The following is a 16507-nucleotide window of genomic DNA, read 5'->3' as shown; positions in this document are numbered from 1 at the left end:
AGTAAAAGGACAAGCCACCAAAGGTCAAGTCATGAGCCAGCAATGTCAGTGTCACAATAATCAGACCCCACAGGGGCAAGGGGCATGCAGCAGCAAACAGGACGACTTCGTTCTGAGCCAGGCTGAACGCGATGCCATCGAACACGAGAAACACCACTACGAAGATCCCCGCGCCGCCAGCATCGAAGCGCTCAAGATCGTGCAGCAGGCCAGAGGCTGGGTACCTGACGGCGCCATTCACGCCATCGCGGCCGAGCTCGGCATTCCCGCCAGCGACGTGGAGGGGGTTGCCACCTTCTATAGCCAGATCTTCCGCCAGCCGGTAGGGCGTCACATCATCCGCGTCTGCGACAGCATGGTCTGCTACATCAATGGCCATGAAGATCTGCTGGCCGGTCTCAAGGAGGTGATGAACCTCGGCCCCGGTCAAACCACCCCGGATGGCCGCTTCACCCTGCTGCCGGTCTGCTGCCTTGGCAACTGCGACAAGGGGCCAGCGATCATGATCGATGACGACACCTATGGCGGCCTCGATCCGGTGACCTTGCTGAAAACGCTGGAGGCTTACCCATGAGCCTGCCGCAGAACAAACTCCTCGCCTCTCTTGGCACCGCCAATCGCACCCCGCGAGCCCCCGAGACCCACCCGCTCACCTGGCGGCTGCGGGATGACGGCCAGCCGGTGTGGCTGGAGGAGTATCAGGCCAAACAGGGCTATGAAGCGGTGCGCAAGGCGCTCGGCCAGATGAGCCCGGACGAGATTGTCAGTACCGTCAAGGATGCCGGTCTCAAGGGGCGCGGCGGTGCAGGCTTCCCCACTGGCGTGAAGTGGGGGCTGATGCCCAAAGACGAGAGCATGAACATTCGTTACCTGCTCTGCAACGCCGACGAGATGGAGCCCAACACCTGGAAAGATCGCCTGCTGATGGAGCAACTGCCCCATCTGCTGATCGAGGGGATGATCATCAGTGCCCGGGCGCTCAAAGCCTATCGCGGCTACATCTTCCTGCGTGGCGAATACGTTGATGCCGCCATCCACCTGCGCCGTGCGGTGGAAGAGGCCAAGGCCGCCGGTCTGCTGGGCAAGAACATTCTGGGATCCGGTTTTGACTTCGAGCTGTTCGTCCACACCGGCGCCGGCCGCTACATCTGTGGTGAAGAGACGGCGTTGATCAACTCGCTGGAAGGGCGCCGTGCCAACCCGCGCGCCAAACCCCCCTTCCCCGCCGTTTCCGGCGTCTGGGGCAAACCCACCTGCGTCAACAACGTCGAGACCCTCTGCAACGTCCCCGCCATTATCGGCAACGGGGTCGCCTGGTATCACGGGCTGGCGCTGCCGGGCTCGGAAGATCACGGCACCAAGCTGATGGGCTTCTCCGGCAAGGTGAACAACCCCGGGGTCTGGGAGCTGCCGTTTGGCATCACCGCCCGCGAGCTGTTTGAAAATTACGCCGGCGGCATGAAGAGCGGCTATCGCCTGAAAGCCTGGCAACCGGGCGGCGCAGGCACCGGCTTCCTGCTGCCGGAGCACCTCGATGCCCAGATGTATACCGCCGGTATCGGCAAGGTCGGTACCCGGATGGGGACTGGCCTCGCCATGGCGGTGGATGACTCCATCAGCATGGTCTCCCTGCTGCGCAACATGGAGGAGTTCTTCGCCCGCGAGTCGTGTGGCTGGTGCACGCCCTGTCGCGATGGCCTGCCCTGGAGCGTCAAGCTGCTACGGGCACTGGAACGTGGCGAAGGGCAATCCGGCGATCTGGCGACTCTGGAACAACTCTGCGGTTTCCTTGGCCCGGGCAAGACCTTCTGCGCCCACGCACCGGGCGCCGTCGAGCCGCTGGCCAGCGCCATCAAATATTTCCGCTCCGAATTCGAGGCCGGGATCAAAGGCAGCGGTGATAACCGCAAGCCGGTCAAAGGGATCCAGCCCAATCTGCTGGGCGAGCGCTGGTAACGACACCACAGATTTCACAAAACAGGTTTCAGGGAAGTTGTATGGCAACCATTTATGTAGACGGCAAAGAGTACGAGGTAGACGGAGCAGATAACCTGCTGCAAGCCTGTCTGTCGCTGGGTCTGGACGTCCCCTATTTCTGCTGGCATCCGGCGCTGGGTAGCGTTGGCGCCTGCCGCCAGTGTGCAGTCAAACAGTATCAGAATGCCGATGACAAACGCGGTCGTCTGGTCATGTCTTGCATGACCCCGGCCACCGATGGCAGCTACATCGCCATCGAGGATGAAGAGGCTAAAGAATTTCGCAAGAGCGTGGTGGAGTGGCTGATGACCAACCACCCTCACGACTGCCCGGTGTGTGAAGAGGGCAGCGCCTGCCACCTGCAGGACATGACGGTGATGACTGGCCACAACAGCCGTCGCTACCGCTTCACCAAACGCACCCACCAGAATCAGGAGCTGGGCCCCTTCATCGGTCACGAGATGAACCGCTGCATCGCCTGCTACCGCTGCGTCCGTTACTACAAGGATTATGCCGGTGGCGAGGATCTCGGGGTCTATGGTGCCCACGACAACGTCTATTTCGGGCGGGTCGAGGATGGCACCCTGGAGAGTGAATTTTCCGGCAACCTGGTGGAGGTCTGCCCCACCGGCGTCTTCACCGACAAGACCCACTCCGAACGTTACAACCGCAAGTGGGACATGCAGTTTGCCCCCAGCATCTGCCAGCAATGCTCCGTGGGTTGCAACATCAGCCCGGGCGAGCGTTATGGCGAACTGCGCCGCATCGAAAACCGCTTCCACGGCAGCGTCAACCACTACTTCCTTTGTGACCGTGGCCGCTTTGGCTATGGCTATGTCAATCTGGCCGACCGCCCGCGCCAACCGCTGCTCAAAGATGGCAACGACCAGCTTACCATCACGGTCGATGGCGCCCTCAACCGAGCCGCCGATGCCCTGCGCACGGCCCGCGACCTCATCGGCATCGGCTCGCCCCGCGCCTCGCTGGAGAGCAACTTTGCCCTGCGCGAGTTGGTGGGTGAAGCCAACTTCTACGCAGGCGTCGAGCAGGCCGAATGGGCCTGTCAGCTGAAGATGCTGCAGATCCTGCAACAGGGCGGCGTGCCGACTCCGAGCCTGCGGGACATGGAAGAGGCTGATGCCATTCTGCTGCTCGGCGAAGATGTCACCATGAGCGCCGCCCGTATCGCGTTGGCGCTGCGCCAAGCGGTCAAGGGCAAGGCTCGCGAGCTGGCTCGCAAGATGAAGGTCGATCTGTGGCAAGTCGCCGCCGTTCAGACCCTGGGTCAGAACGAGCGCTACCCGCTGCTCATCACCAGTCTCGACACCACCCGTCTTGATGATGTGGCGGCCGACAAGCTGCACGCCCCCTATGCTGATCAGGCGCGCCTTGGCTTTGCCATCGCCAATCTGCTCGACCCAGTAGCACCGGCCGTGGCCGACCTCTGCCCCGAACAGCAGGCACAAGCGGCTCGCTGGGCCGAGCTGCTCGGCAACGCCAGGAAGCCGCTCATCATTGCAGGCTCCACTGCCCGCGATGTGGCGCTGCTTGAGGCGGCCAGCAACATTGCCCGCGCCCTGAAAGGCCGAGGACTGGAAGCCAGCATCGCGCTGGTTGGCCAGGAGGCCAACTCGCTGGGTCTGGCCATGCTGGGCGCTCAAACCTTGTCAGACAAGCCGCTCGAAGCCGCCCTTGCGCGTATCGAGGCCGAAGAGGGGTTGGCGCTGGTCACCCTGGAGAACGATCTCTACCGCCGCGCGCCGCGCAACCGGGTGGATGCTGCGCTGGCACGGCTGCAGCACCTGCTGGTCATCGACCATCAGGCAACCCCGACCGCCAACAAGGCAGATCTGGTGCTGCCAGCGGCCAGTTTTGCCGAGGCCGATGGCACCCTAGTGAACATGGAAGGGCGCGCCCAGCGCTTCTTCCAGGTCTATGCGCCCGCCTTCTACAACGCCGATATTCAGGTGCGTGAAGGGTGGCGCTGGCTGGCGGCGCTGCAAGGGGCGATCGAACGCAAGCCGCTGCGCTGGCAGAACTTCGACCAGATCAACCACGCTTGCGCCAGCAGCCACCCGCTGCTCGCTACCATGCTGGAAGCGGCGCCCAACGCAGGCTTGCGGATCCGTGGCATGCGGTTGGCCCGCGAGCCACACCGCTACAGTGGTCGCACCTCCATGCTGGCGGATCAGAACGTCAGCGAACCGCGGGTAGCGCAAGATCCCGACTCCCCCTTCAACTTCTCCATGGAAGGGTATGCCGGAGCCCGTCAGCCGCTGCCGCAAGTACCGTTCGCCTGGGCGCCGGGCTGGAACTCTCCCTCCGCCTGGAACAAGTTCCAGGATGAAGTGGGTGGCAAACTGCGTGCTGGCGATCCGGGTCGCCGTCTGCTGGAAGCAACAGACCCGCAGGCAGAAGGCAAGGAGCTGCTCGGCTGGTTCACCACCATCCCTGCCCCCTTCAAGGCCGCAGAGGCGCTGCAAGTGGTCAATTATGCCCAGCTGTTTGGCGGCGAGGAGCTCTCCGCTCGCAGCCCGGTCATTCAGGCCCGGATGAACGAACCCGAGCTGGTGCTCAATCCCCTTGATGCGCAGCGTCTGGCCCTCCACGGGGGCAGTCAGGTCTCCTTCTCCTGGGGCGGTAGCCACTGGCAACTGCGTCTGCGGCTTAGCGAGCAGCTGAGCGCCGGTCTGGTGGGGCTCCCCCTTGGGGTGAACGGCCTGCCGACGGCCCTGCAACAAGCCTCAATCACTAACCTGCAGGAGGTGATCGCATGAGCGAGTCGCTGATCGATCTGTTGCTGGAGGTGGGCAAGGCACTGATCGTGCTGGTGGGGATCGTGGGGGCTGGCGCCTTCATGAGCTTCATCGAGCGCCGTCTGCTGGCCCTGTGGCAGGATCGCTACGGCCCCAACCGGGTGGGGCCGTTTGGTCTGCTCCAGCTGGCCGCCGACATGATCAAGATGTTCTTCAAGGAGGACTGGATCCCACCCTTCGCCGATCGCCGGATCTTTATCCTGGCCCCCATCATCGCCTTCACCGCCTTTATTCTGGCGTTTGCGGTGGTGCCGATCACCCCCACCTGGGGCGTGGCGGATCTCAACGTGGGGCTGCTCTACATCCTGGCCATCGCGGGGCTGGCTGTCTATGCGGTGCTGTTCGCCGGCTGGTCGAGCAACAACAAATACTCATTGCTCGGCAGCTTGCGCGCCTCGGCCCAGACCCTCTCCTACGAGGTGTTTCTCGGGCTATCCCTGATGGGGATTGTGATCCAGACCGGCAGTTTCAACCTGCGGGATATCGTCGAGGCACAGGCAGACTTGTGGAACGTGGTGCCCCAGATCCTGGGCTTTGTCACCTTCCTGTTTGCCGGTGTCGCCGTCACCCACCGTCACCCGTTTGACCAGCCGGAAGCCGAGCAGGAGCTCGCCGACGGCTATCACATCGAGTATGCGGGGATGAAGTGGGGTCTCTTCTTCGTGGGCGAATATATCGGCATCGTGCTGATCTCCTCGCTCATTGTGACCCTCTTCTTCGGTGGCTGGCACGGCCCCTGGCTGCCCCCCTTCATCTGGTTTGCCCTGAAGACCGCCTGTTTCATGGTGTTCTTCATCCTGCTGCGGGCCTCCCTGCCTCGCCCGCGCTTTGACCAGGTGATGTCGTTTGGCTGGAAAGTCTGCTTGCCGCTGACCCTGATCAATATGCTGGTCACCGCGGCAGTTGTACTGATAAGTACGCAGTGAGGCACTCAATATGAAAATTGTTAGCATTATTCAGGGTGTCGGCACCCAGTTACGCAGTCTGGCCATGGTCTTCTCCCATGCCTGGCGGCCCCGTGAAACCCTCAACTATCCGGAGCAGGCAGTCTATGCGGCCCCCCGCTACCGCGGTCGCATCGTGCTGACCCGTGACCCCGATGGGGACGAGCGCTGCGTGGCCTGCAACCTCTGCGCAGTTGCCTGCCCGGTCGGCTGCATCTCGCTGCAAAAATCCGAGCGGGAAGATGGTCGCTGGTATCCGGAGTTCTTTCGCATCAACTTCTCTCGCTGCATCTTCTGCGGCCTGTGTGAAGAGGCTTGCCCCACCACCGCCATACAGCTGACACCGGATTTCGAGATGGGTGAGTATCGCCGCCAGGATCTGGTGTACGAGAAGGAGGATCTGCTGATCAGCGGGCCCGGCAAATACCCGGACTACAACTTCTATCGCATGAGCGGGATGGCCATCGACGGCAAGCCGAAAGGGGATGCCGAAAACGAAGCCAAGCCCATCGATGTCAAGAGCCTGCTGCCCTGAGGAGTCAATCATGGAACTGGCATTTTATGCCTCGGCCCTGGTGGCCATTTACAGCACGCTGCGGGTAATCAGCACCAGCAATCCCATGCATGCGCTGCTCAATCTCATCATCTCCCTCATCGCCGTGGCCATGATCTTCTTCTGCCTGGGTGCCGCCTTTGCGGGCGCCCTGCAGGTGATCGTCTACGCCGGCGCCATCATGGTGCTGTTCGTGTTCGTGGTGATGATGCTGAACCTGGGGAGTGCCCAGGCGCAGGAGAAAAAGTGGCTCACCCCCATGACCTGGGGGGGCCCAGCCCTGCTCTCGCTGATTCTGCTGGGCTTTCTGGCCCACGGCATTCTCGGGGTGACCGGGGGCCTGATCGGAGTGACCGAGGTGACCGCCAAGCAGGTGGGTGTCGAACTCTTTGGCCCCTATGTGCTGGCGGTGGAGCTTGCCTCCATCCTGCTGCTGGCGGGTCTGGTAACCGCCTATCACCTGGGTCGGGAAGAGAAGAGCGGTGAAGTGCTCTCCGTCCCCCGCACAGCATCCCGCTCTGCACAAGAAGGAGGTCAGCAATGAATGGAATCCCCATGGAGCACGGCCTCCTGCTGGCCGCGGTGCTCTTCTGCATCGGCTTGTGCGGTCTGCTGATCCGGCGCAACCTGCTCTACATCCTGATGAGTATCGAAATCATGATGAATGCCTCGGCACTGGCGTTTGTGGTGGCGGGTAGCCGCTGGGCCCAGGCCGATGGCCAGATCATGTATATCCTGGTGATTTCTCTGGCGGCAGCGGAGGCCAGTATCGGCCTTGCCCTGTTACTGCTGCTCTATCGTCGTTACCACACCCTGAACGTGGACACTGTGAGCGAGATGCGCGGATGAGCCTCTTATATCTGACTTTTCTATTTCCGCTGCTGGGATGGCTGGTGTTGGCCTTCTCCCTCGGCCGGTTTGGTGAGCGTACCTCGGCGCTGATCGGGGTAGGCTCCATTGGCCTGTCGGCCCTCACTACCCTGTGGGTGGGCATCGACTTTCTGGGCAACCCGCCCGAGGGGGGCGTCTATGTCCAGCGCCTGTGGCAATGGATGGCGGTGGGCAACTTTACCCCGAGCTTCTCGCTGGCACTGGATGGCCTGTCGCTGACCATGCTGGGGGTGGTGACCGGGGTGGGTTTCTTTATCCACCTGTTCGCCTCCTGGTATATGCGCGGGGAAGAGGGTTACTCCCGCTTCTTCACCTACACCAACCTCTTTATCGCCAGCATGCTGTTCCTGGTGCTGGCCGATGACCTGCTGTTTGTCTACCTTGGCTGGGAAGGGGTGGGGCTGTGCAGCTATCTGCTGATCGGCTTCTACTACAAGGATCGCAAGAACGGAGCGGCGGCCCTCAAGGCATTTATCGTGACCCGGGTGGGTGATGTCTTCCTCGCCATCGGTCTGTTTATCCTCTATCGGGAGCTGGGCACCCTCAATATCCACGAGCTGCTGGTTCGTGCCCCGACCCTGTTTGCCGAGGGCTCCCCTGCCCTGTCGCTGGCCTGCCTGATGCTCCTGGGCGGCGCGGTCGGTAAATCGGCCCAGCTGCCGCTGCAAACCTGGCTGGCAGATGCGATGGCAGGCCCGACCCCGGTCTCTGCGCTGATCCACGCCGCCACCATGGTGACCGCCGGTGTCTACCTGATTGCCCGTACCCACGGCCTGTTCCTGCTGGCGCCAGAGATCCTCCATCTGGTCGGGCTGGTTGGCGCCATCACCCTAGTGCTGGCAGGCTTTGCCGCGCTGGTTCAGACCGATATCAAGCGGATCCTTGCCTACTCCACCATGAGCCAGATTGGCTACATGTTTCTGGCTCTCGGTGTCGGCGCATGGGAAGGGGCCATCTTCCACCTGATGACCCACGCCTTCTTCAAGGCGCTGCTATTCCTCTCCGCCGGTGCCGTTATCGTTGCCTGCCACCATGAGCAGAACATCTTCAAGATGGGTGGCCTGCGCAAGAGTTTGCCGCTGGTCTATGCCTGCTTCCTGGTGGGGGGCTCGGCGCTGGCGGCGTTGCCGCTGGTCACTTCCGGTTTCTACAGTAAGGACGCCATCCTGTGGCAAGTAGAAGCCTCTGGCCAAAGCGCGCTGCTGTGGGCCGGTCTGGTAGGGGCATTCCTCACCTCGCTCTACACCTTCCGGCTGATCTTTATCGCCTTCCATGGCAAAGAGCAGACCAAAGCCCATGCGGGCCACGGCCTGGCTCACCATCTGCCGCTGCTGGTATTGCTGGTGCTTTCTACCGGCATAGGCGCGCTGATCACCCCGCCACTGGCAGGTGTACTACCCGCAGGCCCTGGTGACCATATCGAAGAGGGTCGCCATGCGCTGGAGGTAGCCTCTGGCATCATTGCCATTGCTGGCATCGCGCTGGCCGCATTTCTGTTCCTTGGTGAGCGCCGTCTGGCCACCTCCATTGCCAACAGCGCGCCAGGCCGGCTGCTCAGCACCCTCTGGTTCAACGCCTGGGGCTTTGACTGGCTCTACGACCAGCTGTGGGTCAAACCCTATCTGCTGGCGACCCGGCTGCTGGCCCGAGACCCGCTGGACTGGATGATGGGCCTGCCCGCCTGGTTTGCCCTGCGTGGCAACCAGCTGCTGGCCTGGACCGTGACCGGCAAGTTGCGCTGGTATGCCGCCTCCATGGGGATCGGCGCCGTGCTGGTGCTGGCGCTGTTGCTGCTGGGATAACGCGATGAACAACCGGACAATCATACAGCCAGGCTGTTTGCTCTCCCTGATGGAACAGGGAGCGCAATCTCATATGAACTTGAACGAGAGCTGATACCGTGACCTTACTCTGGATCTTGCTAATTCCTTTTATCGGCGGCTTGCTCTGCTGGCAGATGGAGCGTCTCGGCGGGCAGTTTGTCCGCTGGGTTGCCCTGCTCTCCATGAGCGCCAGCCTGCTGCTCTCCTGTGCCATCTGGCTAAGTGGTGATTTCTCCCTTGCCACGACCGGCCTCGACAGCGCGGGTGTCTCCGGTGCTGCCTCCGCCTGGGCCGCTGAGTGGCGCCTGCCGTGGATCCCGCGCTTTGGCATCTCTTTGCATCTGGCGGTGGATGGCCTGTCGCTCTTGATGGTGATCCTCACCTGCTTTATCGGGGTACTGGCCATTCTCTGTTCGTGGAAAGAGATCGTGCAGCGCATCGGCTTCTTCCACCTCAACCTGCTCTGGATCCTGGGCGGCGTGCTCGGTGTCTTTATGGCGCTGGACCTGTTCCTCTTCTTCTTCTTCTGGGAGATGATGCTGGTTCCCATGTACTTCCTGATTGCGCTCTGGGGCCATTCAGTCACTGACGGCAAATCACGGATCAACGCCGCGACCAAGTTCTTCATCTACACCCAGGTGAGCGGCCTTATCATGCTGGTGGCCATCATCGGGCTGGTGCTGACCCACCAGCATGCCACCGGAGTCTTCACCTTCAACTATCTGGATCTGCTCAATACCCCGATGAGCAAGGGCGTTCAGTGGCTGCTGATGCTGGGCTTCTTTATCGCCTTCGCGGTCAAGATGCCACTGGTGCCGCTGCACGGCTGGCTGCCGGATGCCCACAGTCAGGCGCCGACCGCAGGTTCGGTGGATCTCGCCGGTATTTTGCTCAAAACCGCCGCCTACGGTCTGCTGCGTTTTGCCTTGCCGCTCTTCCCCGAGGCGTCCGCCGAGTTTGCCCCCTACGCCATGGTGCTTGGCCTGATCGGTATCGTCTACGGTGCCATCGTGGCCTTTGCCCAGACCGACATCAAACGGCTGGTAGCCTACACCAGCATCTCCCACATGGGTTTTGTGATGATCGCTATCTACTCGGGTAGCGAGCTGGCCCTGCAGGGCGCCGTGGTGCAGATGATCGCCCACGGTCTCTCGGCTGCCGGCCTCTTTATCCTCTGCGGTCAGCTCTACGAGCGGTTGCACACCCGGGATCTGCGCCAGATGGGCGGCCTGTGGGGACGCCTGCGCTATCTGCCCGGCGTGATGCTCTTCTTCTCGGTTGCGTCGCTCGGCATGCCGGGCACCGGCAACTTTGTCGGCGAGTTCCTGATCCTGGTCGGCAGCTTCCAGGTTGCCCCTGTCATCACGGCGGTCGCCACCTTCGGTCTGGTGCTGGCCTCGGTCTACTCTCTCATCATGTTGCAGCGTGCCTGCTTTGGCCCCGCCAAGGATGAGAGCATGCTCAAGGGGCTGGATCGCCGCGAGCTGACCATGATGATGGTGATCGCGGGCCTGCTGGTTCTGCTTGGCCTCTATCCCCAACCCGTGATTGACACCGCCAGCAGCAGCCTTATCAACGTGCTGCACTGGTATCTGCTGCCGACTGCTGGAGCCCTGCAATGACTTTCTCCGCTTCCCAACTGCTGGCACTGCTTCCCCTGCTGTTGACCACCGGGGCCATGGCGGCCCTGATGCTGGCCATCGCCTGGCGCCGCTGTGTCACTACCGCCTTTACCGTGACCATTGTTGGCCTCAACCTTGCTCTGTTCTCGCTGCCCATCGTGATGGCGCAAGGGGATCAGGGGGTCACCCCGCTGCTACAAGTGGACAGTTACGCCGTCTTCTACATGGGTCTCGTACTGATCGGCGCCCTGGCCACCTGCACCTTCGGTCAATCGTGGCTGAAAGCCTACCCGGACAACCGGGAGGAGTTCTTCCTGCTGCTGCTGATCGCCACCGCTGGTGGTCTGGTGCTGGCCAGCTCCCGTCACCTCGCCTCTCTCTTTATCGGGATCGAGATGCTGACCCTGCCAATGTTCGGTCTGGTGGGTTACGCCTACCGCGAGCGCCACTCGCTGGAAGCCGCGGTGAAATACATGGTGCTCTCTGCCGCCGCCACCGCCTTCCTGTTGTTTGGCATGGCGCTGCTCTATGCGCAGGCAGGCAGCCTGAGCTTTGCAGCCCTGGGGCAGACCCTGGCCGAGAGCCCGGCTCACCATCCGCTGCTGATGGGCGGTTTGGGGTTAATGCTGGTCGGCTTTGCCTTTAAACTCTCCCTGGCCCCCTTCCACCTCTGGACCCCGGATGTCTACGAAGGTGCCCCGGCACCGGTCGCCACCTTCCTCGCCACCGTCAGCAAGGTGGCGGTCTTTGCCGTGCTGCTGCGCTTCTATCTGGCGGTACCGGCGGCGAGCGATCCCATGATCCACTGGCTGCTGGCAGCCATGGCGGTCATCTCCATCCTGGTCGGCAACCTGCTGGCCCTGGTGCAGACCAACGTCAAACGGATGCTGGGTTACTCCTCCATCTCCCACTTCGGTTACCTGCTGGCGGTAATCGTGGCGAGCCGATTCGGCCAGATGCCGGTGGAAGCAGCCGGGGTCTACCTGTTGATGTATCTGTTCACCAGCCTGGGTGCCTTTGGGGTGGTGAGCATGATGTCGAGCCCCTATCGCGGCAAGGATGCAGACTCCCTGCACAGCTATCGCGGTCTGTTTTGGAAGCGTCCTTACCTCACAGCCGTGCTGACGGTGATGATGTTGTCACTCGCGGGCATCCCGATGACCCTCGGCTTTATCGGCAAGTTCTACCTCATCGGCGTCACCGTCGAGGCGCAGCTCTGGTGGCTCTCCGGTGCCATCGTGCTCGGCAGCGCACTGGGTCTCTACTACTACCTCAAGGTGATGGTGACCCTCTATCTGCGCGAACCGGGCATGCAGCAGCGCGATGCCAGCGCCGACTGGGCGCTCTCCTCCGGTGGTGTGGTGGTACTGCTCTCTGCCGTGCTGGTGGTGTTGCTGGGGCTCTATCCCCAGCCAGTCATCAGCCTGGTACAAGGGTTCCAGCACGTGGTATTGCAGTAACCTTTACCGTCGCTACCCCTCATTACCCGCAAAACCGGCAGCCTTGGCTGCCGGTTTTCTATTTGCGGACCGACAGCATCGCGCACTCCGCGAGCCAGCAAATGACAGATCAATCAGCGAGGGTGATGCCCATCATGGTTTTTGCCATACAACCAGAACCGGGCGAGATCCTCATACCCTCTTGAATTCCTTATTGATATATTGGTTATATTCTGGAATGGAGTTCAGATTGATGAAGCAACACTACGTTTGCCAATTTAACCCGACAGAACTGGCTGCCACGCTGGCACCCTTGCAAGGAGGCAAGCTGACCATACTGCTGGCCGAACAGGATTGCGCTCAGGTCCCCCTGTTGCAGCAGTTGTGCCGCGACTTCAACATCGCCCTGGATGGCGCCATTTTCCCCCAGTTGATCGGTGCGCAAGGATTGTTGCCGCAAGGGGCCTGGCTACTGCCCAGAGCCAACCCCTATCACGCCATACTGCTGCCCCTGACACCGCAGGCCAGCGCAGTATCCCTTGCCCACCGGATTGCGGAACAGGTGGAGAACATGCTGGCCACCTGGCCAACCCCTTCGCCGCCACCAACCCTGTTTCTGACCTTCGACAACCTCATTCCCAATATCGCCTCCATTCTGGATGCGCTTTATCTGCAACTGGCCAATCGCGTCAACTATGCCGGCGCCAACGCAGGCAGCGGCAGCTTCACCCCCCTTGCCTGCCTGTTCGACAATCAACGGCAGCTTCACCCCCCTTGCCTGCCTGTTCGACAATCAACGGCAACTTGCCTACGGGGTCACCTGCACGCTGCTGCCCAGCAACAGCTTCCCCTTTCTGGAACATGGTTACCAACTCTCGGCCCAACCGATGCTGGCCACCAGCAGTGAAGCGAACAAGATTGCCTACATCGATTGGCAACCGGCCTTTCAAAAATATCAGGGGCTGATCCGCCAGCAATTCCAGCACACTATGGTGCGCGAGGAGCTCTACCGTTTTGTGGTGCACATGCCACTGGGCCTGCTGCGGGCCAACGGGGATGTGATTGTCAGGATCCCCGTCGAGGCAAACGATGACGGCGCCCTGCTCTGCGCCGGCGAGGTCGCGGAGCACAGCATCCTCACCCTGCTGAAGGCGCCAGAGAGTGCCACCGAACATGCCTGCTCACTGGCCAGGCGCCTCAACCAGCAACAAACCCTCACCCGGGCACACTTGCTGGAGGTCTACTACTGCGCGGGACGCCAGCTGCACTTCGACCAGCAGACGGTGACCGAGCTGCACACCCTGTTGACCCACTCGGGGGCCGGCGATCTGGCAGGAGCCCTCTCCCTTGGCGAAATTGGCAGCGTGCGCCATGGGGATTACCCCCAATTTCATAACGGCGCCATTCTCTGTAACGGGGCATTGATATGAACAACGACCATGCCATGGCCATCGTCTGCGATCTGGCGCTCTGCATCGGGCGTGAAGTCACGCTGGATGCGCTGCTCACCAAGGTACTGCAACGTTTTATGCATCACTGCGCCACGCCGGTTGGCGCGGTATTGCAGCAACAACGGGAGGGATACAAGCTGCTCAAGGTGATCGGCGACGAGCAGCTGCGCCAGCACACCGGCACCACCCTGCCACTGCCTGGGTGGGTCAGCGAGGAGGAACACTGCCTGCTGCAACAGACGCTCCCCCTGCCGGGCAGCCGCCCCTACCAGTTTGCCTATCGGCTCAAGGTTGAAGGGGGTTATCTCATCTTGCTGCTCGCCCCCCAGCCACATCAGCAGATCGTACCGGTCTGCCATCTGTTCAGCCCGGTGCTCGGCAACCTGGCCCGCGCCATTTCCCTCTGCAAGGACAGCGAGCTGCTCGCCCTGCGTCAGCAGGCCGAACTGAAGGATCTGAAACACTTCAACGAATCCCTGCTCAAGGCCATCCCGATCCCGGTGTTCTACAAAGATATCGAAGGGCGATTTCTGGGCTGCAACCAGGCCTTCAATCAGGTGATCGGCATCGGCAAGGAGGCGCTGCTGGGTCGACGGGTCGAGGAGCTGCTGCCAGTTGGGCTTGCCGAGGCCTACAGCATGCGAGAAGCCGAGTTGCTGCGAAGTCGCCAGCCCCAGTGCATCGAACAGCAGTTGCATGATCGCAATGGCATGCGCTATCAGGTCATCTGTTTCAAGGATCTCTTCTATGACCATCAGGGGATGGTTGCCGGCATCATCGGCACCCTGGTCGACATCACCCGCCTCAAGGATAGCGAGCGTCACCAGCGTGAGCTGCTGTTCCAGACCATCAGTGCCCTCGCCAGCGCTATCAGCCACAAGGATCGCAACAGTGCGGGCCATGAGCTGAGGGTGCGCGATTTGGCACTGGCCATCGGGCAGGCCATGCAACTGCGGCAAGAGCGGCTGGATGCGCTGGGACTGGCGGCCATGGTGCACAATATCGGCCTGCTGCAGATCCCCACCGAGATCATCACCCGCCCACGTGAATTGCGGCCGGTGGAGTTCGAACTGATCAAGCAGCACCCCCAGGCCGGCCACGATATTCTCAAACAGATCGACTTCCCCTGGCCCATCGCCACCATAGTGCTGCAGCACCACGAAAACCTTGATGGCAGCGGCTATCCGCAGGGGCTGGCGGGCAACGCCATTACCCTGGAGGCGCGCATTATCCGGGTGGCCGACTCGCTGATCGCCATGACCTCCCATCGCCCGTTCCGCCGGGCCATGCCTCTGAGTGACGCCATTGCCGAACTGACCCGCTATGCCGGGATCCATTACGATGAAAAAGTGGTCAACAGCTGTATCGTGCTCTGGCAGACCGGCTACCACTTCGGCCCTCCCATCAGTCAACTTGCAGACAAGGCGGGATAAGATGTCCGAACTCCTCACCTCCTGTGCACTCCCCCACCCACTGACCGATGCACTCCCCTCCTCGGCGCTGTTGCTGACCCAAGTGATGGATCAGCTTCCCTATCGGGTGCTGCTCAAAGACACCCGATTCAGCTACATCGCGGGCAACCGCCTGCTGGCGGCGGATCTCGCCCTCTCCCCAGAGGCACTGGTGGGCAAGAATGACTGCGACTTTTTTCCCCCCGAACTGGTACAGCGCTATCGGGAGGATGACACCCGAGTCATGCGCGAGGGGATACACCAGCACATCGAAGAGCCCTATCTGAAGGGGGGAGAAGCCCGCTGGCTCAGCACCACCAAGTTTCCCCTGCGTGATGAGGCGGGGGTCATCGTGGGGGTCGGCGTCTTCTTCGAAGACATTACCGAGCAGAAGTGGCAGCAGGAGAAACTGCAACAGTACAGCTGGACCCAGCAGGCGATCAGCCGCGCCCACCACGCCCTGCTCAAACCGGGCGATGAGCCACAACTGCTGCAGGATATCTGCGATGCCATCGCCGTCGATGACCGTTTTCCGCTGGTCGCAGTGCTGCAAGGCCAGCCCGAACTCGCCCAACCGCCGAGGATCGTGGCACAGGCAGGCAGTGCCGATGCCTCGGAGCAAACGCTGTGGTTGAACGATGAGGCCCTCACCCAGGCCATCCTCCACCAGCGGCGTCTCAATCAGGTGATCTTCCACGAGCGGCACCATACCGGCCACCACCCGTTGCGTTCCCGCCTGCTGATCCCCTTGCCACTGCAGGATGATCTGGCCGGCGCGCTGATCATTCACAGCGACCAGCCACGGTTGTTCAGCCAGGAGGAGGAGCAACTCTTCATCCAGCTGACCGACTACCTCACCTATGGCCTGCAGGCGCGCCATACCCAGCAGGCTTATCTGCGCTCGCAACAGGAGAAAATCTTCCATGCCCGCCAGCTGGAGCTGGCACTGGAAGATGCGCTGGGTGCCATCGCCGCCGTGCTGGAGCAGCGCGATCCCTATACCGCTGGCCATCAGAAACATGTGGCCAAGCTGGCCCAAGCCATCGGCCGGGAGCTCAGGCTGGAAGAGAAGCGGCTGCGAGGGATCTATCTGGGCGCCATGGTGCACGATATCGGCAAGATCCAGGTACCGGCCGAAATTCTCACCAAACCGGAACGCCTCACGCCGCTGGAGTTCGAGCTGGTCAAGGAGCACCCCGCCATCGGCTATCTGGTGCTCAAGGATATCGACTTCCCCTGGCCCATCGCCCGGATGATCCACCAGCACCACGAGTATCTCGATGGCTCCGGCTATCCGCAGGGGCTCAAGGGGGATGAGATCCTGCTGGAGGCCCGCATCCTCACCGTCGCCGATATCGTCGAATCCATGTCCTCGGATCGCCCCTATCGCGCCGCCCTCGGCATTCCCCAGGCCAGGGAGCAGATCATCCAGATGCGCGGCCATCAGCTCGATGCGGATGTGGTGGATGCCTGTCTGCGGATCCTCGACCGGGGAGACTTTATCCCCCAACCGCTCGGCAAGCCGTAACGACACGGATAA

General features: G+C 61.7%; 14 protein-coding genes. All 14 read left to right on the top strand.

Going from position 1 to position 16507, the window contains the following annotated elements:
• Positions 1–31: 31 nt before the first annotated feature.
• The 14 genes from nuoE to ACTG2U_RS00625 all read left to right on the top strand — a co-directional run bounded on the left by nuoE (position 32) and on the right by ACTG2U_RS00625 (position 16495).
• Complete coding sequence (gene nuoE, locus ACTG2U_RS00690) at positions 32–574, top strand: NADH-quinone oxidoreductase subunit NuoE (RefSeq protein WP_005337236.1); 543 nt, start codon at positions 32–34, stop codon at positions 572–574.
• Positions 571–1956, top strand: a complete 1386-nt coding sequence (gene nuoF, locus ACTG2U_RS00685) for an NADH-quinone oxidoreductase subunit NuoF (RefSeq protein ID WP_227340743.1) — start codon at positions 571–573, stop codon at positions 1954–1956. The genes nuoE and nuoF overlap by 4 nt, the downstream gene beginning before the upstream one ends.
• Before the next feature lie 41 nt (positions 1957–1997).
• Positions 1998–4754: an NADH-quinone oxidoreductase subunit NuoG gene (gene nuoG, locus ACTG2U_RS00680; protein WP_439973873.1), complete on the top strand. Its 2757-nt coding sequence runs from the start codon at positions 1998–2000 to the stop codon at positions 4752–4754.
• The gene (nuoH, locus tag ACTG2U_RS00675) at positions 4751–5719 is read left to right on the top strand and encodes an NADH-quinone oxidoreductase subunit NuoH (RefSeq protein WP_005337244.1); all 969 of its coding nucleotides are present in this window, start codon (positions 4751–4753) and stop codon (positions 5717–5719) included. Before nuoG ends, nuoH begins: the two co-directional genes overlap by 4 nt.
• A 10-nt stretch (positions 5720–5729) precedes the next feature.
• Positions 5730–6272: an NADH-quinone oxidoreductase subunit NuoI gene (gene nuoI / locus ACTG2U_RS00670; protein ID WP_005337245.1), complete on the top strand. Its 543-nt coding sequence runs from the start codon at positions 5730–5732 to the stop codon at positions 6270–6272.
• A 10-nt stretch (positions 6273–6282) separates the two neighbouring features.
• The gene (nuoJ, locus tag ACTG2U_RS00665; protein ID WP_005359828.1) at positions 6283–6834 is read left to right on the top strand and encodes an NADH-quinone oxidoreductase subunit J; all 552 of its coding nucleotides are present in this window, start codon (positions 6283–6285) and stop codon (positions 6832–6834) included.
• The gene (gene nuoK, locus ACTG2U_RS00660; protein ID WP_005337247.1) at positions 6831–7139 is read left to right on the top strand and encodes an NADH-quinone oxidoreductase subunit NuoK; all 309 of its coding nucleotides are present in this window, start codon (positions 6831–6833) and stop codon (positions 7137–7139) included. The genes nuoJ and nuoK overlap by 4 nt, the downstream gene beginning before the upstream one ends.
• Positions 7136–8983, top strand: coding sequence for an NADH-quinone oxidoreductase subunit L (gene nuoL / locus ACTG2U_RS00655; protein WP_439973872.1), 1848 nt, complete (start codon positions 7136–7138; stop codon positions 8981–8983). Before nuoK ends, nuoL begins: the two co-directional genes overlap by 4 nt.
• A gap of 98 nt (positions 8984–9081) precedes the next feature.
• Positions 9082–10626: an NADH-quinone oxidoreductase subunit M gene (gene nuoM, locus ACTG2U_RS00650; protein WP_139473774.1), complete on the top strand. Its 1545-nt coding sequence runs from the start codon at positions 9082–9084 to the stop codon at positions 10624–10626.
• Positions 10623–12086 (top strand): NADH-quinone oxidoreductase subunit NuoN, encoded by a 1464-nt coding sequence (nuoN, locus tag ACTG2U_RS00645; RefSeq protein WP_005344895.1) that lies wholly within the window; start codon positions 10623–10625, stop codon positions 12084–12086. The genes nuoM and nuoN overlap by 4 nt, the downstream gene beginning before the upstream one ends.
• A gap of 232 nt (positions 12087–12318) precedes the next feature.
• A complete protein-coding gene (locus tag ACTG2U_RS00640; protein WP_439973871.1) occupies positions 12319–12972 on the top strand; it encodes a hypothetical protein in 654 nt (217 codons plus the stop codon).
• Positions 12953–13495 (top strand): FIST C-terminal domain-containing protein, encoded by a 543-nt coding sequence (locus tag ACTG2U_RS00635; RefSeq protein WP_439973870.1) that lies wholly within the window; start codon positions 12953–12955, stop codon positions 13493–13495. The genes ACTG2U_RS00640 and ACTG2U_RS00635 overlap by 20 nt, the downstream gene beginning before the upstream one ends.
• On the top strand, positions 13492–14949 hold the full coding sequence (locus ACTG2U_RS00630) for an HD domain-containing phosphohydrolase (protein WP_439973869.1): 1458 nt from the start codon (positions 13492–13494) through the stop codon (positions 14947–14949). Before ACTG2U_RS00635 ends, ACTG2U_RS00630 begins: the two co-directional genes overlap by 4 nt.
• Before the next feature lies 1 nt (position 14950).
• Positions 14951–16495, top strand: coding sequence for an HD domain-containing phosphohydrolase (locus ACTG2U_RS00625; protein ID WP_439973868.1), 1545 nt, complete (start codon positions 14951–14953; stop codon positions 16493–16495).
• The last annotated feature ends 12 nt before the right edge of the window (positions 16496–16507 follow it).

It is taken from the genome of Aeromonas sp. 95A (genome assembly GCF_051919235.1).
GTDB lineage: Bacteria > Pseudomonadota > Gammaproteobacteria > Enterobacterales > Aeromonadaceae > Aeromonas > Aeromonas veronii.
The sequence above is the reverse complement of the archived record's forward strand: the minus strand, read 5'-3'. Positions and strand labels throughout refer to the sequence as shown.

Coding starts and splice junctions, on each gene's coding strand:
- nuoK (WP_005337247.1), top strand. CDS start 6,831: ATGAATGGAATCCCCATGGAGCACGGCCTCCTGCTGGCCGCGGTGCTC.
- nuoL (WP_439973872.1), top strand. CDS start 7,136: ATGAGCCTCTTATATCTGACTTTTCTATTTCCGCTGCTGGGATGGCTG.
- nuoJ (WP_005359828.1), top strand. CDS start 6,283: ATGGAACTGGCATTTTATGCCTCGGCCCTGGTGGCCATTTACAGCACG.
- nuoH (WP_005337244.1), top strand. CDS start 4,751: ATGAGCGAGTCGCTGATCGATCTGTTGCTGGAGGTGGGCAAGGCACTG.
- ACTG2U_RS00635 (WP_439973870.1), top strand. CDS start 12,953: ATGCTGGCCACCAGCAGTGAAGCGAACAAGATTGCCTACATCGATTGG.
- nuoG (WP_439973873.1), top strand. CDS start 1,998: ATGGCAACCATTTATGTAGACGGCAAAGAGTACGAGGTAGACGGAGCA.
- ACTG2U_RS00625 (WP_439973868.1), top strand. CDS start 14,951: ATGTCCGAACTCCTCACCTCCTGTGCACTCCCCCACCCACTGACCGAT.
- nuoE (WP_005337236.1), top strand. CDS start 32: ATGAGCCAGCAATGTCAGTGTCACAATAATCAGACCCCACAGGGGCAA.
- ACTG2U_RS00630 (WP_439973869.1), top strand. CDS start 13,492: ATGAACAACGACCATGCCATGGCCATCGTCTGCGATCTGGCGCTCTGC.
- nuoN (WP_005344895.1), top strand. CDS start 10,623: ATGACTTTCTCCGCTTCCCAACTGCTGGCACTGCTTCCCCTGCTGTTG.
- nuoI (WP_005337245.1), top strand. CDS start 5,730: ATGAAAATTGTTAGCATTATTCAGGGTGTCGGCACCCAGTTACGCAGT.
- ACTG2U_RS00640 (WP_439973871.1), top strand. CDS start 12,319: ATGAAGCAACACTACGTTTGCCAATTTAACCCGACAGAACTGGCTGCC.
- nuoF (WP_227340743.1), top strand. CDS start 571: ATGAGCCTGCCGCAGAACAAACTCCTCGCCTCTCTTGGCACCGCCAAT.